We start from the raw sequence: 20,467 nt of genomic DNA, 5'->3' as shown, positions 1-20,467 counted from the left end.
GCACACGGGTACCGGCCGGTCTATCCAGCTTTACGGTCGGCGGTGCTCCGCCATCCAGCTTGTCGCGAAATCTACCGCAGCGCGAAGATCCAGAAGCCGCGCCGCCGCGGCACCGACCGGGCCCCGACCGACCGGCAGACTGCTCTCGATCGCCGCACCGATCCGGGGAAAGTCGCTCATGTCGAGCACCGGCGCGCGGAAGTCGCGCCGCTCCCGCCGGCCGTTCGCCAGCACGTAGCAGCGGTACGCCCGCTCCGGCGGCGGGCCCGCCGGCCGGCGGGCGTCGGGCCGGTACTCGGCCAGGTGCAGCGCGGTGCACCTGTCGTAACCGACGCCGAGCAGCAGGACGGCGGCGCCGGCCTCGTAGAGGCGGCCGAGTGGGGAGCGTTCCCCGAGGTGGCAGTCGAGGTCGTGCGTCTGCGTGAATTCCACCGCGCGCCGGCCGAGGGCGGCGAAAGACGTGATCGGGTGCCCGCTGCGCGCCGCACCCGGCTGTCTGCGCAGGTGTTCGGCGAACGCCCCCATCCCCTCCGAGGGCGTGCTCGCCGGGTCGAAGCCGGGCATCCGGGCCTCGTACCCGGCCTGCCCCGCCGCGTCCAGCCGCTCGGTGGCGGCGCGGAACGCGGGCCCGGTCGTGGAGTTGCCGGCCGTCTGCGCGGGTACCACCACCGTCGCCTCCGGACCGGCCACCCGGCGCAGCGCGGCCAACAGGGTCGCCGGCCCGCCCGTCACCGGCCCGATCCGCCGCATCGAACAGTGCACCAGCACGTCCCGGCCGGGGCGTACGCCGAGCGCGGCCAGGTCGGCGGCGAGCCGCTCGGTCTCGCGGGGATCGGCGTGCGCGGTGCGGGTCGCCGGATCAGCGCTCATCGGGCCAGGAGTGCAGGGTCTCACCCATCTGCCGGACGAACCGCTGCCCGTGTTCGGTGAGCGCGCCGCTCGCGGCGAGCCCGTCGATCGCTCGTGCCGTCCACTCGTGATACCGGCGGTAGTGCTCCCCGGCCTCGGCGCCCGGCCGCGCCCGCCAGATGTCGGCGATGGCCAGATGGGCGTAGGTGCCCTGGAGCGCCCCCTCCAGCGGTCGCGGCGCGTCCCGCCACGGCACGCGCAGCCGCTCCGGGTACGCCGGGTCGAACAGGACGGTGAGGTCCAGCAGGGCGCCGAGCTTCACGTGCTGGAACTCGTGCACCAGCAGCACGGCCAGCGAGTCGGGATCGGCGGCGACGGTGCCGACCGCGCCGAAGGCGTCCCGGGAGGTCGCGCTGCGCAACCGGCCGGTGGGATCGGTCCGCAACGGTGTGACGGCACGCAGGCCGGCCCGCAGGCCCGGCGCCTGGCCGGGCACCTCCCGCTGGATGCGGGCCCAGGCGGCGGCCAGCGACCGCCGCCAGGACGCCAGCGCCGCCGGGTCGAGCCGACCCGCCGCCGGCCACTCGTAGCAGTCCCGGTACGGGTCGAGATCCTCGACGAGGATCTCCCAACCGTCCAGCCGGGCCCGGCGTACCGGTCGCCAGGCGGCCGGCGGCGGCGCGTACCCGGCCGGCGGCACGGCGACGGCCGAGGGTCCGGCGCGGGCGGTGAAACCGCCACCGGCGATGGACAGCAGTGCGCGTCGCTCCCCCGGTTCGTCGAGTTCGAGCGCGCCGAGGCCCGGCAGGTGGACCAGGCCGGACCGGACCGGCACCTCGAGGTCGGCCTCGACACCGGCCCGGATCGCCACGGTCGCCGCCAACCCGGCCAGGTGGGCCGGGTCGGGGATCCCGCCGGGGCGGGGGGCGAGGCACTGCCGCGCCCAGCGCCGCAGGTAGGGGTGGGCGAGGGTCGCCGACACCACCTCGGGCGCCTCCTCGTCGAGCCGGGCGAGCAGCTCCCAGGCGCTGGCGGTCGGGGTACCGGCGACCCGGTCGGCCAGCTCGACCAACAGCCCCCGGACGTATCCGAGCTGGGCGGCGGCGAGCCGCCGCAGGCTGGCCACCGAGCCGTAGCCGGCACCGAGGTCTTCGAGCAGGTCGCCGGTGGGCAGGCCGTCGAGCAGCAGGTCCCCGCCCGCTCCGGCCACGGCAGCCACCCCGGCCGGCGTCGCACCGGTCGCCGTTTCCCGGTTGATCGAAATGATCAGCTCCTTCAGGTCGGCACAGTAGACGGACGGATTGTCGAATCCGCCGGCGTCGGAGTAGCGGTGCGCCCGGAGCCCGCCGCCACACTGCGCGACGACGGGGCACTGCCGACAGGTCCGGCAGAGCCCGGACAGACCCCGTTGGCTGCCGACGAACTCCGGATGGGAGAGCACGGCGTCCGCCGGATGCTGGAAGACGTCCAACCCGATCCCGGCAGCGCCGTCGTACGCGGTCTTCATCGAGTCGGCCAGTTCCCAGGCACCGTCCGTCTCCACCACCGCGAGGTCCGCCGGGTCGAGCCCGACCGACTCGGTGCCGCTGCGCCCGCCCGCCGCGGTGGCCAGCAGCGAGTCGAAGAGCCGGATCTCGACCGGCCTGCCGTCCCGGACCCACCGCCGGTAGATGCGCAGCAGCCAGCCGGCGTACGGGGTGGCGGTGCCGTCGGGCCGTGACGGCGGTGCGTTCCAGGTGGCGTGCGGAAGCAGGAAGTCGATCCGGGGCGGCGCCTCGGCCAGCAGCGCCTCGTACACCCGGATCGGATCGTTGCGCACGTCGATGGTGCAGAGGATGCCCGCGTAGCTGTGCCGGTATGCCGGGCGGCGCAGCAGGGCCAGTGCCCGGCGTACCGCCGGGTGGCTGCTGGCCCCGTCCGCGAAGCGCCGGTGCCGGTCGTTGGCGGCGTCGTCGCCGTCGAGCGAGATCCCGACCCGTACGCCGTGCGCCACGAACAGGTCGCACAGGCGCGGGGTCAGCAGCACCCCGTTGGACTGCATCCGCAGGTCGAGTTCGGCCACCGGCTCGATGGCGGCGCGCAGCCGGCTCAGCACCGCCGCCAGCCTGACCGGGCCGAGCAGCAGCGGCTCACCGCCGTGCAGTACCAGATGGATCCGGCGTAGCCCGTGGTCCCGGGCGTGCTCGGCGATCCGGGTGGCGGCGGCCTGTACGGTCTCCGGGGCGATTTCCCGGGGCCGCTCGCGCCAGCTCTGGTCCGCGTGCTGGTAGATGTAGCAGTGGTCGCAGGCCAGGTCACACCGGCTGTGTACCTTGAGGACATACTGGCTCAGCGCGCGCGGCCGTACGTCGGAGTGGCCTCGCGCGGTGGGCCTCACGCGATCAGATCGACGATTGGAACGCCGCCACGTCGACCGCCTCGGCCCGCTCGCGGTCTTCGACGATCCGCCGTACGACGGGGCGGACCTGGTCGGCGGAGAGCTGGCGCAGCGGGGTACGCAGGATCGCGGTCAGGTCGGTGGACGTCTGCTGGGCCTCGACGGGTGCGGCATGGGCCACGACGGTTTTCCCCCTCAATGCCGGTGACGCGGGCGGTGCGGTCGCCGGAACGACGAACCTCACTCCATTCAGTAGCATAGGGGCCACCCGTCGTCATGTCACCGGCCGTCGCCACGGCGCACACCGCCGCCGCGCCGCAGCCGGCAGCCGGCCGGTCAGGCCGGGCGGTCGCCCTCCTCGCGCAGCCGGGCATGCAGGTGTACGTCGTGCCAGCCGTCCGCGTGCCGCCACGCACCGCGCAGCATGCCCTCCACCGCGAACCCGAGCTTCTCGGCCACCCGGCAGGACGCGCGGTTCGCCGTCGAGTGCCGCAGCTCCAGCCGGTGCAGCCCGAGGCGGTCGAAGGCCCACGCCTGTAGTGCCCGTACCGCCCGGCCGGCGAGGCCCCGGCCGCGGGCGGCCGGCAGCACCCAGTACGAGATTTCGGCCGACGCCTGGTCCAGCCGGATCTCGCGCAGCCCCACCTGGCCGAGCGGCTCGCCGGTCCGCTCCGCCGTCACGGCCCAGCTCGCGTCGGTCTGCGCCGCCCAGCGGGCCGGCCACTGCGCCGCCCACTCCCGCGCCTCGTCCTCGCTGTCCAGCCGGCGCAGATGCCACCGCTGGATTTCCGGACACTCGAACGCGGCCCGCACGGTCGCGGCGTCGTCCACCCGCCACGGCCGCAGGGTCAGCCCGCCGGCGGCTGTGAGCCGGGGTTGGCGGATCGTGCGCAGCGAGTCGACCGGCAGGACCGGCGGCACCAGCAGGGGCATCCGTCCATGATGGCCGAGCACCGGTCCGGCCCGGTGTCGGCGTACCGGCTTTGACGCAGAGACTGCTACACCGGCATCACCGGCACCGCCGGCTCGGCGCAGCCCGCCATCCAGCGCGCGGGCCCCGATCTCCTCGTGAGAGATCGGGGCCCGGGCTGGTAGGACGGCCCGCCGGTACGCGGCCGGCCGAGGAGTGTCGCGTCCGGGTCGGCCGCGCTACTTGACCGCGCCGGCGGTGAGGCCGGACTGGATCTGCCGTTGGAAGATCGCGTAGACCAGGATCATCGGCAGGATCGCCATGGTCAGCGCGGCGAACAGCCCGGACCAGTCCGCCTCGTAACCGGCGTTGACCGAGATGTCGGCGATGCCCTGGGTGAGCACCCACTTGTCCTCGGCGTTGGAGAGCAGCACCAGCGGCAACTGGTACTGCGACCACTGCCCGATGATGTTGAAGATCCCGACGCTGATCAGGCCCGGCTTGGCCATCGGCAGCATCACCTGGAAGAAGAGCCGGGTGTGCGAGCAGCCGTCGATCATGCCCGCCTCGGCGACCGAGGTCGGCAGCGTCTTGAAGAACGCGGCCAGGAAGAAGACCGTGAACGGCAGCGAGTACGCGATGTAGACCAGGACCAGCCCGGTGTGCGAATTGAGCAGGCCGAGGTTCTCCACCACGAAGAAGAGCGGCACCAGGGCCAGGAAGACCGGGAAGGCCAGCCCGGAGACGAAGAGGTAGTAGATCACCCGGTTGCCGACGAACTTGTAGCGGGCCAGCACGTACGCGGCCATCGAACCCAGCAGCATCGTGCCGACGACGCCGCAGGAGACCACGATCACGCTGTTGACGAAGAACCTCCCGACCCGGGCCTGGGTCCAGGCACGGCCCCAGTTCTCCCAGCGCAGTTCCGCCGGAAGCGTCCACGGGCTGCTGAAGATCTCCGCCGTGTTCTTGAAGGAGGCCAGGAAGGTCCAGAGGATCGGGACGATCACGATCACCGCCCAGACCACCAGGGCGACGTGGCCCAGGCTGGACAGCAGTCGTACCTCGGACCTGACCTTACGGTCGCGGCCCTTGCCGGCCGCGCCGGCCGGCTTGCCTTCCCCCGGCCGGACCACCGGGCGCTCGGTCTGTGTCGTCATCTGGGGTCCCATCTCAGTACTCGATGCTCTCCCGCTTGGACACCCGCAGCATCAGTGCCGCGAACGTGATGGTCAGGAAGAACAGCGCCACCCCCATGGCCGAGGCGTAGCCGGCCCGGCCGTAGGTGAAGGCGTTGCGGTAGATCTCCATCGCGAGCACCGTGGTGGCCCCGTCCGGGCCGCCGCTGTCGATGGAGAGCACCGCGACGATGGCGAAACAGTCGAACGCCGCGATGCCCAGATAGACCCAGGCCACCTGGAGGGTGTCCCAGAGCAGCGGCAGGGTGACCCGGAAGAAGAGGGTGACCTTGGTGGCACCGTCGATCTCGGCGGCCTCGTAGATCTCGGTCGGGATGGAGGCCATGCCGGCCGAGAAGAGCACCACGTAGAAGCCGACGCTCTGCCAGACCAGCACCGCGATGATCGACCAGAGGGCGAGGTTCGGATTGATCATGAAGAAGACCGGCTCCAGCCCGATCTTCGTCAGCACGCCGTTGATCAGGCCGGACTCGTCCGGCCGGTAGACCATCTGGAACAGCACCGCGATGACCGCCACCGCCAGGACCTGGGGGAAGAAGAAGACCACCCGGTAGAAGGCGGACCCCCGGACCCCGACCCGCTGCCCGCCCCTGCTGCCACCGCCGACGTTCAGCATGAAGGCGAAGAACAGCGCGATGGCGATGGTGATCAGCGGCAGGGCGAGCAGGATTATCCCGTGGTGCTGGACCGCCTTCCAGAAGGCCGTGTCGTTGAACAGCCGCTGGAAGTTCTCGAACCCGATCCACTCCGGCGTGCCGATGCCCCGCCAGTTCGTCATCGCGAGCTGGAACGCCTGGGCGTACGGCGCGATCACGAAGATCGAGTAGAGCGTGACCGGCAGGAAGAGAAAGCCGATCACGAACGGGTACTTGCCCTGCCGCATGATCACTCCATTCCGGTCAATCAGCGCGAGAACTTGGCGACGCTGCTGTCGGCCTTGATGGCGTCCGCGCGCTTCTGGATCCGCTCGGCCCACTGCTCGGCGGTGGCGCGACCGAACATCAGTTCGTTGGTCGCCGTCCGGGCCTCAGTGTCCAGCTCCTTGTACCAGTTGTCGAACATCATGTTGAACACGTTCGCCCCGGCCGCCTTCAGCGCGGCCTGCGAGCTGGCCACGCCGGGCGGGAACGAGTAGCCCTCGCTGCCGGCCGGCACCACGGTGGCCGCCCCGACGGTCTCGGTGAAGCCCCGGGCACCCGCCTTGGAGAGCATCTGCCGCATGTACTCCATGCCGCCGCGCGGGTTCTTGCTCTTGGCCGAGACGAAGTACCCCTCGCCGCCGGCCGCCCGGATCGCACCGGTCGGCAGCTTGTCCGCAGGCGTCAGGCTCGGCACCGGCATGAGCTGGTACTCGAAGCCGGCCGGCGTGTCCTTCTTCTGCTCGTTCTCCAGCCAGTCGCCGCTGGGGTAGAAGGCGAGCTTGTACTGGTTCTGCCGTAGCTGCACGTCGGTGTGCTTGAGGCCCTCGAAGCTCTTGTCGCCGTACTTGGCGCCGATCTCGGCCCAGGCCTTGGCGGACTGGATCACCGCGTCGGCCTTCCAGGCGTTCGGCTCCAGGTTGTCGATGCTCTTCAGCACGTCCGGGCCGCCGACCTTGGCGGCCTGCGTCAGGATCACGTTCCACATGTAGTACGCCGCGTTCGCCCCGGCGTAGCCGAACGGGGTGATGCCCTTGGCCTTGATCTGGTCGCAGAGCGCGGTGAACTGCTCCCAGGTGGTCGGTACGGTCCAGCCGTTGTCCTTGAAGAGCTTGCCGGAGTACCAGATGCCGTAGACGGTCGAGACGTAGTAGAGCACGAACGGCTTGCGCGCCCCGTCCTTGGTGTTGAACATGCCCTGCTCGATCACGCCGGGGATGATGGTGTCCCGGACCTTCTTGTTCGGGTCGTCCACCGACGGCGCGTCCCACAGCTCGGTCAGGTCCTGGAGCTGGTTGTCGTTGACCAGGGCACCGAAGTCGAGGAACTTCTCGCCCGAGTTGTTGACGAACTCCGGCGGGTCACCGGCGGTGAACCGCGGCTGAAGCACCGTGGAGATCGCCTGGGTCGCCTGGTGCTTGATCTGCGCCTTCGGGAAGGCGGTCTGGTAGAGCTTCTCGTGCACGTCGGTGGCGTACTTCTCGCCGTAGCCACCGTTGAAGATGATCACCTCCAGCGCGGCGTCCTCCTTGACGCCGAGCGGGTTGGTGACGCTCTTCTCTCCGGTCTCCTGCTCGGTGTTGCCCTCGTCGTCACCGCCGGTGGCGCAGGCGCCGAGCAGCCCGGCGGCCGGGGTGACGAGCAGCCCGGCGGCGGCGGCCCGGCGCAGCACCGTACGGCGGCTGGTGCCCAGCGCCGCCGGCAGGTCCGGCCCGGTCATGGTCGACGGATCAACGCGGTCCGACGTGTGGTCGGAGGTTGCGGACATCTTCATCTCCTCAGTTGGGAATCGGGTCGGGCCAGCCGGACTGCTCCGGGTGACCGGGACCTGCCAGCGGTGCGGTTACTCACTCCCACAGGAGCGATCGGGCCGGAGGTGGTCAGCGGCCACCTCCGCCCCGACGGGTCGGTGTCGGATGCGTGTCACGGCCGTGCCTCCTTGGTCGCCTTGTGCCCGCCCACCGCCCTGGCCGTCCGCTGGAACGCGGCGTGGGCCCGGTCGTGGGTGCGTTGGGCGACGGCGATGTAGAGCAGGTCGAGCACGACGAGTTGCGGATGCCGGGCGGAGAGCGCGTCCGGCCGGAAGGTGGTCGCCTGGCTGGCGGTGAGCAGCACGATGTCGGCCAGTTCGGCCAGCGGCGACCGGGGGAAGCCGGTCAGCGCCACCGTGGTCGCGCCGTGACTGCCGGCCTCGGCGAGGGTCTCGATGGTCTCGCGGGTCTGGCCGGTGTGCGAGATGCCCAGGGCGACGTCACCCTTGCGGAGCAGCGCGGCCCCGGCCAGCCCCTCGTGTACGTCGTTCCAGGCCCACGCCGCCACGCCGATGCGGTGCAGGCTGAACTGCATCTCCTCGCCGACCAGTGCACTGCCGCTGGCGCCGAAGATGTTCACCCGGGCGGCTCCGGCGATCGCCTCGGCGGCCCGCTCGACCTCGGCCAGGTCCAGCAGCGTGGCGGTGTCGTGCATGGCCTGGGTGTCCGCCGCGATGATCTGGCCGAGCACTCGCTCCAGCGGGTCGGTCGGCTGGATCTCCCGGCCGATGTCCACGGTCCAGCCGGCGGTGTGCGCCCGGCCGGTCTCGGCGGCGATGCCGAGCCGCAGGTCGGCGTAGCCCTCGAACCCGAGTGCCCGGCAGAACCGCGTGACGGTGGCCGGGGACGTGCCGCTGCGCTCCGCCAGTTCGACGATGGTGGCCCGGGCGGCGGCGGACGGATCGCTGAGCACCTGCTCGGCCACCCGCTGCAGCGCACCGGTGAACTCGGTGAGTCGGGACCGGACCCGGACCAGCACGCTGTCCGCCGGTGAGAGCCCGGCGGCGGCCCGGCGGTCGGGCTCGGCGTCGACCAGCGCGGTCCCCGCGATGGTGTCCGCCTCCTGCTCGACCATGGGCACGCCTTTCCGAAAAGGAAGTTAACTGTTAGTGGTAAAAGTTCTTACTAACCCCCCCTCCTTGTCAAGACGATGGGTGAAGTTTTCAAACTGTTACCTGGCCCGCCCTGGTGCCGGACCGTCGAGGCTTGCCCCGGACAGCCGCACCGACCAGCATGGACGCCGATCAACTCCCCGGGTGGAAGGTGGTTGCCGGTCATGTCCGACGGCATAGTGGTGGGGCTCGACGTCGGAGGCACCTCGACCCGGGCCACCGTGGTCTCGCTCTCCGGAGAATGCCTCGGCACCGGGCAGGGCGGCGGTGGAAACCCGACCAGCCACGGTGCCGAACGGGCCGCCGAACAGCTCCGGGTGGCGCTCACCGACGCCCTCGCCGAGATCGATCCGGGACTGGTCTGGGCCGGCGCCATGGGGCTGGCCGGAGCGGGCCGCCTGCTCGCCGATCCGGCCGGCCGGTTGGCCTTCGACCGGGTCTGGCAGGAGGTCGGACTGCGCTGCCGATACGACATCTTCGGCGACGCCCTCGTCGCGTACGCCTCGGGCACCGCCGAGCCGGACGGCACGATCCTGATCGCCGGCACCGGGGCGATCGCCGCAGAGGTACGCGACATGGCGCTGGACCGGGTCGCCGACGGCCACGGCTGGCTGCTCGGCGACGCCGGCAGCGGCTTCTGGCTCGGTCGGGAGGCCGTCCGGCGGACCCTGGCCGACCTGGACCGACACCGCACCCCCGGCCCGCTCGGCGCCCTCGTGCTCACCGAACTGCTCGGCTCGACAGAGGTCGCGGCCCGTCCCCGGGACACCGTGGACGTCCTGGTCCAGACGGTGACCCGGCGCCCCGCCGTCGAACTCGCCGCCCTCGCCCCGCTGGTGATCCGGGCCGACCGGGACGGCGACCCGACGGCGACGGCACTGCTCGCCGAGGCCGCCCGGCTGCTCGCCGGCAACGTGGAGCGGATCCGGCCCGCCGGCTCGGACACCCCGATCGTGCTCGGCGGCGGACTGCTCACCGGCGACACCCCGCTGGCCGAGGCGGTCCGCCCGGCCCTGGCCGAGCGCTGGCCGGACGCGCCGCTGCGGACCGCCGGAGACGGCGCGCTCGGCGCCGCCTGGCTGGCCGCCCGGCCGCTGCCCGAGCTGACCGACCCGGCCGAACTGCACCGCCGGCTGCTCGCGGATCGGTCAGCCCGGCACCACAGCCGGCCGCGACGCCCAACGGAAAATCGCGGCGATGATGGGAGGGACCAATAATGTGAGGCGACAGAGCAAGCCTCGACCCAAGAAACCAAAACGTCCCAGGTAGCACGACGACTATTGGGGTACCACCTCGGCGTGCTGCCGTGCCCAGCGGTGGGCGGGAGTGGCTGGGCAGCTCATTCGTAGTGGTAGCGGCACTGCGCTATCTGCACCGTGCCATCGACGTTCCGGTACACCAGGCGGTGTTCCTGATCGATGCGTCTCGACCAGAACCCTGCCCAGTTACCGCGCAACTGCTCCGGCTTGCCGATGCCCTGGTGGCCGTTTCGTCGGATGTCATCGATCAGGGTGTTCACCCGCTTCAGCATCTGACGATCTCGCTGCCAGCAGCCTCATGTGTTCAGAGACGACCTACCGCACCGACCCGTACCGCTCAGTGATCCCGGACCGGTGCCGGTGCCGGAGTCCGTCGAGCGGGCCGAGATGCGCGGCGTGCTTCTCCGTCACGTTACCGATCGCGGCAACTGCCGGGCGTACGGCAACCCGCCGGATCACACCGGCTACTGCGGGGCCGCCGGGGTGGCGTACGAACGGTTGAGGAGCGGCTGAGGAAGTGGCATCCGGAGACGTAGAACGGTCCGGACCTATCCCACGTAGGCCCGGACCGTTACTGCGGCCGGTAACGCCGGGACCGTCGGCGCTATTTCAACTGGCCGGCGGTCAGCCCGGACTGGATCTGGCGCTGGAACAGCACGTAGACCGCCAGCACCGGCAGCATCCCGAGGGTGAGCCCGGCGAACAACCCGCTGAAGTCGCCCTGGTAGCCCTGGCTGACCGCCAGCGCCGCGAGCCCCTGCGCGAGCACCCATTTCGACTCGTCCCCCTGCATCAGCACCTGGGGCAGGATGAACTGGTTCCACTGGCTGAGGAAGTTGAAGATGCCGATGCTGACCAGGCCCGGGCGGGCCATCGGCAGCATCACCCGGAAGAAGAGCCGGAAGTGCCCGCAGCCGTCGATCAGCGCCGCCTCGGCGACCGAGGTCGGCAGGGTCCGGAAGAACGCGGTCAGGAAGAAGACCGTGAACGGCAGCGAGTAGGCGGCGTAGACCAGGATCAGCCCTCTCCAGGTGTTGAAGAGCCCGGCATTGCGGACCACGAAGAAGAGCGGCACCAGGGCGAGGAAGACCGGGAACATCATGCCGCCGACGAACAGGTAGTAGAAGACCTGCCGGAACCGGAACTCGTAGCGGGCGAAGACGTACGCCGCGGTGGCGCCGAAGAGCATCGTCAGGGTCAGCGAGCCGGCCACCACGACCGCGCTGTTCAGGAAGTACTGCCCGATCCTGGCCTCGGTCCAGGCCCGCGCCCAGTTCTCGAAGCGCAGCGCGCCGGGCAGCCCCCACGGGTCGCTGAGGATCTCACCGTCGCTCTTGAACGAGCTGAGGAAGACCCAGAGCAGCGGCAGCGTGGTCAGCAGCGCCCAGATCAGCAGGAACCCGTGCGAGAAGACGTTCACCACGCCCCACTCGCGGCGGGGTGCCCGGTCGCCGGCCCCGGACCGGCCGTCGGCGCCGACGGTGGGCGGAGCCGACGCGGGGGTGTCGACGGTCGTCACGAGTACTCGATTCGGTCCCGGCGGCTGGCGCGCAGCGCCAGTACCGCCACCGACAGGGTCAGGAAGAACATCACCACGCCGATCGCCGAGGCGTACCCGAACTTGGTCTCGCTGCCGAACGCCGTGTTGTACATCCGCAGGCCGATCACGTCCGAGGAGTGGTTGGGGCCGCCGTCGGTCATCTGCTGGATCAGGATGAAGCCGTCCAACGCGGCGATGGCCAGGTAGATCCAGGCGACCTGCACGGTGTCCCAGAGCAGCGGGATGGTGACCTTGGTCAGCGTGGTCCACCGGGAGGCGCCGTCGAGCATCACCGCCTCGTAGATGTCCTTCGGGATGGCCTGCATGGCCGCGCCGAAGAGCACCACGTAGAAGCCGACGTTGCTCCAGACCATCACCGCCAGCACCGCCCAGAACGCGGTACGCGGGTCGCCGAGCCAGGTCGGCGCGGGCAGCCCGATGCTACGCAGCGTGGCGTTGAGCAGCCCGTTGTTGGGGTGGTAGACCTCCTTCCAGAGCAGCGCGATGATCACCACGGAGAGCACCTGCGGGAAGAAGTAGACCAGCTTGTACGCGCCGGAGCCGCGTACCCCGACCACGCCGGCGCTGCCGCTCCGGCCGCCCATGTTGAGCATGCTGGCGAAGAAGATCCCCAGCCCGATGGTGAGCACCGGCAGCAGCACCAGCAGGATCGCGTTGTTCTTGACCGCGTTCCACAGCGCTCCGTCGCGCAGCAGGGTGGCGAAGTTCTCCAGCCCGACGTAGTCGGCGCTGGCCGAGTAGCCCAGCCAGTTGGTGGTGGAGATCTGGAACGCCTGGAGGTACGGCGAGAGCACGAAGATGCCGTACAGCAGCAGCGGCGGCACCAGGAAGGTGATGATCAGCGGATACTTGCCATGTTTCACGGAACCGACATCCTGCCCACTCCACGCGGGAAGACCTTCCCCGCGACGATCGCGCCGGAGGGGCCGGCCACACCGGCCGACCCCGCGACGTCACCGACGACCTACTGGCGCTTGTACTTCTTGATGCTGCTGTCCCCGGCGATCTGGTCGGCGCCCTTCTGGCACTGGTCCAGGAACTCCGCCGGGCTGGTCCGGCCGCTGAAGAACTCGCCGCAGGCCGCGTCGACCAACTCCCGCTCCAGTTTCCGGTAGTAGTTGTTGTAGACCCAGTTGAAGCCGTTGCTGCCGGAGGCGTCCAGCGCCTTGACCACGCTGGTCAGCCCGAACGGCAGCTCGGCGCCCTGGGTGGCGCCGGCCACCACGCTCAGGCTGGAGACCTTCTTCGTGAAGTCCTGGGCGCCCTTCATCGAGAGCATGGTGCGCAGGTATTCCAGGCCACCGGCCCGGTTCTTGGCCTTGGCCGGCACCATGAACGGCTCGCTGGCGGTGCCGCGCATCGCCTCGAACGGCAGCTTGTCGCCCGCGCCGAGGCTGGGCGTCGGCGCGACGGTCATGTTGAAGCCGGCCGGGGTGACCTTGGCCTGCTCGCTCTCCAGCCAGGAGCCGCAGGAGATGAAGGCGGCCTTGCCCCGGCACCACTCGGTCTGCGACTGCACGTGGTCGAGACCGGGCGAGCCGGGCATGATGAAGCCGTCCTTGACGATCTGGTACCAGGCGTCCGCCGCCATTTTCATCGGCTCGGACTTCCAGGCGTTCGGCTCCAGGTTGTCGATCGCCTTCGCCACGTCCGGGCCGCCGAACTTGATCGCCATCGAGATGACCGGCCAGCTCATGTACCGGGGGTGCTTGCCGGCGTACGTCCAGGGGGCGATGCCGGCGGCCTTGATCTGCCGGCACAGCGCGATGTGGTCGTCCCAGGTCTTGCCGTACTGCCAGCCCCGGTCGGTGAAGAGCTTGCTGGAGTACCAGATGCCGTACGCGGTGTACGCGTAGCTGAGCACCAGGAACTTGCCGTCGTACGACCCGACGTCGACCACGCCCGGCAGCAGGGTGTCCCGGACCTTCTTGCCCGGGATGTCGAGGCTGGGCGCGTCGAGCAGCTCGCCGAGGTCGGCCAGGGCGCCCTGCGAGACCAGGCCGTTGAAGTCGATCTGACCGGCGCCGGAGTTGTTCACCACGTCCGGCGGGGTGCCGTCGACGAACCGGGGCTGGAGGGTTTTGTTGATCTCCTGCGTCGCGGAGTGCTTGATCGTCGCCTTTGGATATTTCTCGGTGTACATCGCCTGGTGGGCTTTGGCATACTCTTCACCAAAACCACCATTGAAGATGACCACCTCGAGCGGCGCATCCTCCTTGACGCCGAGTGGGTTCTGCTCACTCTTCGTGCCTTCGAGCGACTCGCCGCCGCTGTTGTCGTCGCCGCCGCCGAGGGCGCAACCGGTCAGCAGGCCGGTGGCGGGGACGGCCAGCAGGCCGGCCGCGGCGGTACGACGGAGGATGTCACGCCTCTTCATAGCTTCTCCTCGGATCCGGTCCAGGTGGACGCCGCCGGTTGGGGCGGCGCCCGCCAACGAGGCACGGGGTGATCGGGTCGGGTGGCGCTGGCGGTACTGGTGCTGGTTGATGCTGGTCGGCGGCGCGCCGTCGACCGGTGGTGCGGGGCGGTGCCGCGTCGACAGGTGCGAGCGCTTCGGCACACTGGTGCTTGTCTTCACTTAACACAAAGTTACTGAAGGATTCTTACGGAAGAGGGTGCCGGCAGCAAGCCCCGGCGGCCGAACCGTTACGGACCGGCAATCCACCCGGGTTGGCGCATAGCGCGGCGGCGGGCCGACGGAGTAGTTAACCTGGCCACATGCGCCGCCTGCGGGAGATCGCCGGCCGCACGCCCGCCCAACGCGAGCGCTACGTCGACCTGCTCCGCGCGGTGGCGATCACCCTGGTGGTGCTCGGGCACTGGCTGATCGCCGTCCTCGACAACGACGACGCGGGGCGGCTGCGCGGCCACAACGCCCTCGAGGACATCACCTGGGCCCGACCGGGCACCTGGCTCTTCCAGGTCATGCCGCTGTTCTTCCTGGTCGGCGGCTACGCCAACGCCGCCTCGCTGGAGAACCACCGGCGGCGGGGCGGCGACGCCGGTGGCTGGCTGACCGGCCGCAGCGGGCGGCTGATCCGGCCCACCACAGTGCTGCTGGTGCTGCTCGCCCTCGCGGCACTGGGCGCCCGGCTGCTCGGCGCCGACCCGACCCAGGTCCGCGAGGTCGTCTGGTACGCCACAGTGCCGCTCTGGTTCCTCTCCGCGTACCTCTGCGTGGTGCTGCTGACCCCGGTGACGTACACCCTGCACCGGCGGTACGGCCTGGTCGTGCCGGTGGTGCTGCTCGGGCTGCTCACCCTCGGTGACCTGGCCCGGTTGCTCGGCGAGAGCCGGCTCGGGTACGGCAACTTCCTGTTCGGCTGGCTCGCCATGCACCAGGTCGGGTTCGCCTGGCGGACCGGCAGCCTGCCGATGCGTCCCCGGGTGGGCTGGCCGCTGCTGGTGGTGGGGCTGACCGCGCTGCTCCTGCTCACCCTGGTCGGCCCGTACCCGACCAGCATGATCAACCAGCCGGGCCAGCGGATCCAGAACATGTCCCCGCCGAGCCTGGCGCTGCTCGCCCTGGCCACCGCGCAGCTCGGACTGATCATGCTGCTCCGCGCCCCGGCCGAGCGCTGGCTGCACCGGACCCGCCCCTGGACGCTGGTCGTCGCGGTGAACTCGGTGGTGCTGACCATTTTCCTCTGGCACCTCACCGCCGTGATCCTGCTGGCCGGCGCGCTGGACGCGCTCGGTGCGCTGCCCACCCCGGAGGTCGGCAGCACCGCCTGGTGGCTCTGGCGGATCCCCTGGTGGATCATGCTCGCCGTGGTACTGGCGCTGCTGGTCGCCGTCTTCGGCCGGATCGAGCTACGCGGCTCCCGCCGCCCGGCCGGCCGGCCCCGATGGCTGCCGGCGGCGCTGTGCCGGACGCTCGCCCGCCCGCTGCCCCGGCTGCTGGTCGTCGTGCTCGGCTTCGCCGCGGCCGTGGTCGGGCTGTTCAGCAACAACGTCGCCCCGAAGAGCGGCGAGTACCTGCTCGGCCTGCCCGTCGGCGCCCTCGTCGCGTACCTCGTCGGAGCGGGCCTGCTCCGGCTGCTCCGCTCGGTGCCCGCCGCCGGTCGGGACTGACCGGCGGCCAGGCAGCTCCCGCGCCGGCTCGGCGACTGGCCAGCTACCGTACGCGCCCGGCGAGCACCCCACCTCGGGGCGACAGCCGTCCCGCTAGTGCGCCGGGTCGGCGACCGCCCCCGCCTCGGCATCGGCGAGCGCGACGGCCTCGGCAAGGATTCCGAGCGCCTCCCGAGCCTCCTCCTCGGTCAGCGTCAGTGGCGGACCCATCCGCACCACGTTGCCGTAGAGGCCGCCCTTGCCGACCAGCAGGCCGCCCCGCCGGCACTCCTCGAAGACCCGGCCGGTGGCCGCGGGATCGGGCTCGGCGGTGCCGGGCCGGACGAACTCGACGCCGAGCATCAGCCCCCTGCCGCGTACCTCTCCGACGACGGCGTGCCGGTCGGCCAGCTCGCGCAGCCCGGCGAGCAGCACCGCGCCGACCCGGGCCGCATTGGCCTGGAGGTCGTGCTCCAGCAGGTAGTCCAGCACGGCGTTGCCGGCCGCCGTCGAGATCGGGTTGCCGCCGAAGGTGGAGAACGAGACCGCGTGCACCTCGTTCAGCACCTCGGCCCGGCCCACCACCCCGGCCAGGGCGAAGCCGTTGCCGATGCCCTTGGCGAAGGTGAGCAGGTCCGGGGTGACCCCGTGCGCCTGGTAACCCCAGAAGTGCTCCCCGGTACGCCCCCAGCCGGTCTGCACCTCGTCCGAGATGAGCAGGATGCCGGACTCGTCGAGTACCTTCTTGAACGCGCCGAAGAGCCCGTCCGGCGGGGCCACGAACCCGCCCACCCCCTGGATCGGCTCGGCGATCAGGCAGGCCACGTCCCCGCTGGTCTGGGTGGCCAGCACCTCGCGCAGGTCGTCGACGGCCGCCTCCACGTACTCGTCCGGGCCGAGCCGGGCCAGCAGGCCACGCAGCCGGTCGGCGGAGTGCAGCCAGCTCACCTGGAGCGGGTTGAGGCTGCTCGCCGACCAGCTCCGGTGCCCGGTGATCCCCATCGCCGCGTACGACCGGCCGTGGTAGCTGTTCCGCACCGCCAGGATCTGGTTCGACCGCCGGTGGTTGGTGGCGACCAGCAGCGCCGCCTCATTCGCCTCGGTACCGGAGTTGGTGAAGAAGACCCGGGCGTCCGGGATCCCGGAGAGCGCGGCGATCTTCTCGGCCAGTTCCACCTGCTGACGGATCAGATAGAGGGTCGAGGTGTGCACCACGCCGGTGTCGAGCTGGCGCCGCACCGCCTCGGCCACCTCGGGGACGTCGTAGCCGAGCATGTTCGTCAGCACCCCGCCGAAGAAGTCCAGGTAGCTGCGCCCCTGCGCGTCGGTGACCCGGCGACCGGAGCCGGCGACGATCTCGATCGGCTCGGCGTAGTACAGCGGCATCCAGGACGGCATAACGGCCCGGTGCCGTGCCAGCAGCTCGTCGGTGGTCATCAGACTCCTTTCGTGGACACCCCGGCCTTCAGGCTGGGGAGGAACCGGAACCCCGCGCGCCCGGGCGCCGGTGGGAACGCGGACCCCTGCACGCTCCCACCGCGCGGGACGCCGGACAACTGCCACTCTGTCGGGCACCGGGGCCCGGACATTGACATGCCGTCAACCCGGGCGGACTACTATTGCCTGTGCCCAACGGACAGCTCCGGCGAATGGACGCCTTCTCCTTTCCGGCCCACTCCTTCGACCCGGCCACCGGGGAGGCGGCCCTCGAATACGCGCTGACCGGCCCGGACGGCGAGCTGCGGTTCACCGAGCGGATCACCTTCCCCCGGCCGGAGACCCCGCCGTCGCCGGAGGCCCTGGCCACCTTCGGCCGGGTGCTGGAGCTGTTGCACCTGGTCGCCGGGGTGAGCTACTACAAGGCCGCCGCGCCGCCCCGGCTGGTCCTGCCGGCGCCGCTGGGCGACCAGGCCATCGCGCTGGTCGCCGCCGTCTACACCTCCGGCCTCGCCGAGTACGCCTACCGCAACGACCTGCCGCACGTGCTGGAGCTGACCCCGGAGGTGCCGTCCGGGCGGGTCGCCGAGCCGGCCGGGTGGGACAACTCGGAGCGCCGGCCGCTCTCCACGGTGGGTGGTGGCAAGGACTCCATCGTCAGCCTGGAGGCGCTACGCCGGGCCGGCTTCGACCCGGTGCCGTTCTCGGTCAACCCCAACCACATCATCGTCAGCGTCAACGACGCCTCCGGGCTCACCCCGCTGGCCGCCCGGCGCCGGCTCGACCCGGCGCTGATCGAGCTGAACGCGGCCGGGGCGCGCAACGGGCACATCCCGGTCACCGCGATCAACTCGCTGATCGCGGTGGCCACCGCCGTGCTGCACGGGCTGGGCCCGGTGGTGATGTCGAACGAGCGCTCCGCCTCCGACCCCAACCTGGTCTGGCACGGCGTCGAGGTCAACCACCAGTGGTCCAAAGGGGTCGAGGCGGAAGGGCTGCTCCGGGCGGCGCTGGCCGGGCACGCCGGGCTGACCGAGCCGTACTTCTCGCTGCTGCGGCAGCTCTCCGAGCTGCACATCGCCCGGCTCTTCGCCCAGTTCAGCCGGTACGACGACGTGGTGACGAGCTGCAACGCCGCGTTCAAGCTGAGCGATCCCAGCGACCGGTGGTGCGGGAACTGCCCGAAGTGCCGGTTCATCTTCCTGGCGCTGGCCCCGTTCATGCCCCGGGCCCGGCTGGTGCAGATCTTCGGCGCCGACCTGCTGGCCGACCCGGCCCAGTCCGCCGGCTATCTCGAACTGCTCGGCATCGACGCGCACAAGCCGTTCGAGTGCGTCGGCGAGGTGGAGGAGTCGGTGGTGGCGCTCGGCCTGGTCGCCGAGCACCCGGACTGGCGGGACGCCGCCGTGGTCCGCACCCTGCTCGATGCCGTCCCGGCCGAAGCCTGGACCGCCGCCAACGCCACCGACGTCTTCACCCCGGCCGGCCCACACTTCGTCCCGCCGACGTACGCCAAGGCGCTGACCGCGATCTCCTGAACCACGCGGCGGTCCGGGCGGTTTCAGCCGTCCCGGACGGCGTCCAGGGCGAGCAGGGCGACGTGCAGCGACAGGCAGTCGTCGACCGAGTCCAGGTCGACCCGGAGGATCCGGGAGATCCGGGCCAGCCGCTCGTAGAAGGCCGGCCGGGACAGGTGCGCCGCCGCGGCGGCGGCCGACTTGTTCCGGCCGCTCTCCAGATAGCCGCGCAGCGTGCCGAGCAACTGCTCACGGGGATGTTCGGCGTCGTGGGTCAGCAGCGGCCCGAGTTCGCGCTCGACGAAGGTCTGCAACCTCGGCTCGTCCCGGAGCAGGTGCAGCAGCCCGGCCAGCCCGACCTGGGGCAACCGGTACACCGGCAGGTCCCGTCGACCCCGGCGGGCGGCGTCGGCGACCTGGCGGGCCTCGATCAGCGACCGCCGGGCCTCCCGTACGGTGCCCACACCCGAGCCGGCCGCCACGATCACCGCACCCGGTGCGCCGTACGGCCGGGCGGCGGTCGGGCCGGCGTCCAGGCGTACCCGGTCCAGGGCCGCCGCGAACGCGGCCAGCGCGGACTCCTCGTTCCCGGCGTCCCGCAGCGCCAGCACGGCACCGACCGCCTGGTCGTCCAGGGTGCTGGCCAGCCCGGTCAGCTCGGCGTCCCGGAGCGCCTGGCCGACCGCCTCGGCCAGGTCCCGCAGCCGGGCCTGCCCGGCCGGGCCGCCCGCCGCGGCGCCCGCCCCCGCCTCGTCGGCGCGGTACCGGACCACGACCCCGACCAGGTGCCGCCGGTCCAGGGGTACGCCGAGGGCGCGGGACCGCAGCGCCACCTCGTCGACCGGCCGGGTGTGGTCGAGTAGCGCGGTGAGCAGGGTGCGGTGGATCTGCCGCTCCAGCCCCTCGGCGTCCCGCCGGATCAGCCGGCCCAGTGCCAGGGTGGAGGCGGCCCGCTCGATCAGGATCGTCAACCGGGTCGACGGGCCACCGGACGCGCCGGACGGCAGCTCACCGGTCGGCCAGCGCAGCAGCAGCCGTCCCCAGTCCTGCCCCCGGGCGCCGACGGTGGTGTAGAGCCAGCCGGCGTCCGGGTCGTAGCCGGTCCGGCCGGTCGGGCGGATCCGCCGGGAGTGCTGCTCCCAGCCCCGCAGCAGCAGCTCGGCGCTCTCCCCCGCCGGGTCGTACGCCAGCACCTGCCGGGAGAGATTCTCCAGGATCACCGGGCAGCCGGCCAGTACGGCGGCCTGCCGGACCACCTCGGCCGGCTCGGCGCCCTCGACGGAGAGTTCGGTGAACCGCTGGTGGATCTCCTCCGTCGCCCGCAGCTCGGCAAGCTGGGCATCGACGATCAACCCGTGCACCGCCTCGGTGATCCGGACGAACGGCGTCACCCGGCACAGTTCGACCAGCGGCAGGTTGCGGCGCTCGGCCGCGGTGACCATCGCCCGGGGTACCGCCGCCGGATAGCGCCGGCCCAGCTCGACCAGGAGTCCGGAGACCCCGACGTCGGCCAGCTCGCCGATGAAGGCGCGCAGCCCGGCGTCGTCGCCGGGCAGGCCGATCCCGGTGGTGAGCACCAGCTCGCCCCCGCTGAGCAGTGCGGCGATGTCCGGCACCTCGGCGGCGTGCACCCACCGTACGAGCCGGTCCAGTCCGGCCGCGCCGGCGACCACCCGGGGGCCGCCGTGCCGGACCGGGTCGAGGGCCAACACCTCACGCACGGTAGGAAACACGGGCTCGACGG

Annotated in this window: 16 protein-coding genes and 1 pseudogene; 3 read left to right on the top strand and 14 right to left on the bottom strand. The window is 71.4% G+C overall.

Translation table 11 applies throughout. The features are described 5' to 3' along the window. Positions 1-30: 30 nt before the first annotated feature. From ACQEVC_RS21745 to ACQEVC_RS21710, 8 genes are all read right to left on the bottom strand, one after another. Positions 31-870 carry an aminoglycoside N(3)-acetyltransferase gene (locus tag ACQEVC_RS21745; protein ID WP_432880375.1) on the bottom strand — a complete coding sequence of 280 codons (840 nt, stop codon included), beginning with the start codon at positions 868-870 and terminating at the stop codon, positions 31-33. After that, positions 860-3,226: an FxsB family cyclophane-forming radical SAM/SPASM peptide maturase gene (locus ACQEVC_RS21740; RefSeq protein ID WP_432880372.1), complete on the bottom strand. Its 2,367-nt coding sequence runs from the start codon at positions 3,224-3,226 to the stop codon at positions 860-862. The genes ACQEVC_RS21745 and ACQEVC_RS21740 overlap by 11 nt, the downstream gene beginning before the upstream one ends. Before the next feature lie 4 nt (positions 3,227-3,230). After that, on the bottom strand, positions 3,231-3,407 hold the full coding sequence (locus tag ACQEVC_RS21735; RefSeq protein ID WP_318399381.1) for a hypothetical protein: 177 nt from the start codon (positions 3,405-3,407) through the stop codon (positions 3,231-3,233). A 155-nt stretch (positions 3,408-3,562) separates the two neighbouring features. Further along, on the bottom strand, positions 3,563-4,159 hold the full coding sequence (locus tag ACQEVC_RS21730; protein ID WP_432880370.1) for a GNAT family N-acetyltransferase: 597 nt from the start codon (positions 4,157-4,159) through the stop codon (positions 3,563-3,565). 216 nt (positions 4,160-4,375) lie between these two features. Next, a complete protein-coding gene (locus ACQEVC_RS21725; protein ID WP_432880368.1) occupies positions 4,376-5,296 on the bottom strand; it encodes a carbohydrate ABC transporter permease in 921 nt (306 codons plus the stop codon). 13 nt (positions 5,297-5,309) lie between these two features. Beyond that, positions 5,310-6,218, bottom strand: a complete 909-nt coding sequence (locus tag ACQEVC_RS21720) for a carbohydrate ABC transporter permease (RefSeq protein ID WP_346258902.1) — start codon at positions 6,216-6,218, stop codon at positions 5,310-5,312. Between the two features lie 20 nt (positions 6,219-6,238). Next, positions 6,239-7,741 (bottom strand): N-acetylglucosamine/diacetylchitobiose ABC transporter substrate-binding protein, encoded by a 1,503-nt coding sequence (gene ngcE, locus ACQEVC_RS21715; protein WP_432880365.1) that lies wholly within the window; start codon positions 7,739-7,741, stop codon positions 6,239-6,241. A gap of 155 nt (positions 7,742-7,896) precedes the next feature. After that, positions 7,897-8,859 (bottom strand): MurR/RpiR family transcriptional regulator, encoded by a 963-nt coding sequence (locus tag ACQEVC_RS21710; protein ID WP_432880363.1) that lies wholly within the window; start codon positions 8,857-8,859, stop codon positions 7,897-7,899. 201 nt (positions 8,860-9,060) lie between these two features. On the opposite strand from ACQEVC_RS21710, the gene ACQEVC_RS21705 reads away from it, so the two are divergent. Continuing rightward, positions 9,061-10,113 carry an N-acetylglucosamine kinase gene (locus ACQEVC_RS21705; protein ID WP_432880361.1) on the top strand — a complete coding sequence of 351 codons (1,053 nt, stop codon included), beginning with the start codon at positions 9,061-9,063 and terminating at the stop codon, positions 10,111-10,113. Between the two features lie 122 nt (positions 10,114-10,235). On the opposite strand, the pseudogene ACQEVC_RS21700 reads toward ACQEVC_RS21705, so the two are convergent. The 4 genes and pseudogenes from ACQEVC_RS21700 to ngcE (ACQEVC_RS21685) all read right to left on the bottom strand — a co-directional run. Beyond that, a pseudogene (locus ACQEVC_RS21700) lies at positions 10,236-10,445 on the bottom strand (Txe/YoeB family addiction module toxin); the annotation flags it as partial. Between the two features lie 314 nt (positions 10,446-10,759). Further along, the gene (locus tag ACQEVC_RS21695) at positions 10,760-11,674 is read right to left on the bottom strand and encodes a carbohydrate ABC transporter permease (protein ID WP_432880358.1); all 915 of its coding nucleotides are present in this window, start codon (positions 11,672-11,674) and stop codon (positions 10,760-10,762) included. Then, positions 11,671-12,579 (bottom strand): carbohydrate ABC transporter permease, encoded by a 909-nt coding sequence (locus ACQEVC_RS21690; protein ID WP_432880356.1) that lies wholly within the window; start codon positions 12,577-12,579, stop codon positions 11,671-11,673. Before ACQEVC_RS21690 ends, ACQEVC_RS21695 begins: the two co-directional genes overlap by 4 nt. Before the next feature lie 101 nt (positions 12,580-12,680). Further along, the gene (gene ngcE, locus ACQEVC_RS21685) at positions 12,681-14,093 is read right to left on the bottom strand and encodes an N-acetylglucosamine/diacetylchitobiose ABC transporter substrate-binding protein (protein WP_432880354.1); all 1,413 of its coding nucleotides are present in this window, start codon (positions 14,091-14,093) and stop codon (positions 12,681-12,683) included. Positions 14,094-14,434: 341 nt separating this feature from the next. Here ngcE (ACQEVC_RS21685) and ACQEVC_RS21680 point away from each other — a divergent pair, with 341 nt between their 5' ends. Then, entirely contained in the window at positions 14,435-15,790 is a 1,356-nt protein-coding gene (locus ACQEVC_RS21680; protein WP_432880351.1) for an acyltransferase family protein, read from the top strand. 93 nt (positions 15,791-15,883) lie between these two features. Here the strand turns inward: ACQEVC_RS21680 and ACQEVC_RS21675 are convergent, their stop codons facing one another. Continuing rightward, entirely contained in the window at positions 15,884-17,206 is a 1,323-nt protein-coding gene (locus tag ACQEVC_RS21675) for an aspartate aminotransferase family protein (protein WP_432880348.1), read from the bottom strand. A 188-nt stretch (positions 17,207-17,394) separates the two neighbouring features. On the opposite strand from ACQEVC_RS21675, the gene ACQEVC_RS21670 reads away from it, so the two are divergent. Continuing rightward, the gene (locus tag ACQEVC_RS21670) at positions 17,395-18,744 is read left to right on the top strand and encodes a hypothetical protein (RefSeq protein ID WP_432880346.1); all 1,350 of its coding nucleotides are present in this window, start codon (positions 17,395-17,397) and stop codon (positions 18,742-18,744) included. Between the two features lie 23 nt (positions 18,745-18,767). On the opposite strand, the gene ACQEVC_RS21665 is transcribed toward ACQEVC_RS21670, so the two are convergent. Continuing rightward, on the bottom strand, positions 18,768-20,456 hold the full coding sequence (locus tag ACQEVC_RS21665; protein ID WP_432880343.1) for a PucR family transcriptional regulator: 1,689 nt from the start codon (positions 20,454-20,456) through the stop codon (positions 18,768-18,770). Positions 20,457-20,467: the final 11 nt, after the last annotated feature.

Origin of the sequence: Plantactinospora sp. CA-294935, assembly GCF_050936445.1 — a bacterium.
GTDB lineage: Bacteria > Actinomycetota > Actinomycetes > Mycobacteriales > Micromonosporaceae > Plantactinospora.
Note: the sequence above shows the minus strand (reverse complement) of the source record. Positions and strands in the feature narration are given on the sequence as shown.

Coding starts and splice junctions, on each gene's coding strand:
- ACQEVC_RS21745 (WP_432880375.1), bottom strand. CDS start 870: ATGAGCGCTGATCCGGCGACCCGCACCGCGCACGCCGATCCCCGCGAG.
- ACQEVC_RS21730 (WP_432880370.1), bottom strand. CDS start 4,159: ATGCCCCTGCTGGTGCCGCCGGTCCTGCCGGTCGACTCGCTGCGCACG.
- ACQEVC_RS21725 (WP_432880368.1), bottom strand. CDS start 5,296: ATGACGACACAGACCGAGCGCCCGGTGGTCCGGCCGGGGGAAGGCAAG.
- ACQEVC_RS21720 (WP_346258902.1), bottom strand. CDS start 6,218: ATGCGGCAGGGCAAGTACCCGTTCGTGATCGGCTTTCTCTTCCTGCCG.
- ngcE (WP_432880365.1), bottom strand. CDS start 7,741: ATGTCCGCAACCTCCGACCACACGTCGGACCGCGTTGATCCGTCGACC.
- ACQEVC_RS21710 (WP_432880363.1), bottom strand. CDS start 8,859: ATGGTCGAGCAGGAGGCGGACACCATCGCGGGGACCGCGCTGGTCGAC.
- ACQEVC_RS21705 (WP_432880361.1), top strand. CDS start 9,061: ATGTCCGACGGCATAGTGGTGGGGCTCGACGTCGGAGGCACCTCGACC.
- ngcE (WP_432880354.1), bottom strand. CDS start 14,093: ATGAAGAGGCGTGACATCCTCCGTCGTACCGCCGCGGCCGGCCTGCTG.
- ACQEVC_RS21680 (WP_432880351.1), top strand. CDS start 14,435: ATGCGCCGCCTGCGGGAGATCGCCGGCCGCACGCCCGCCCAACGCGAG.
- ACQEVC_RS21675 (WP_432880348.1), bottom strand. CDS start 17,206: ATGACCACCGACGAGCTGCTGGCACGGCACCGGGCCGTTATGCCGTCC.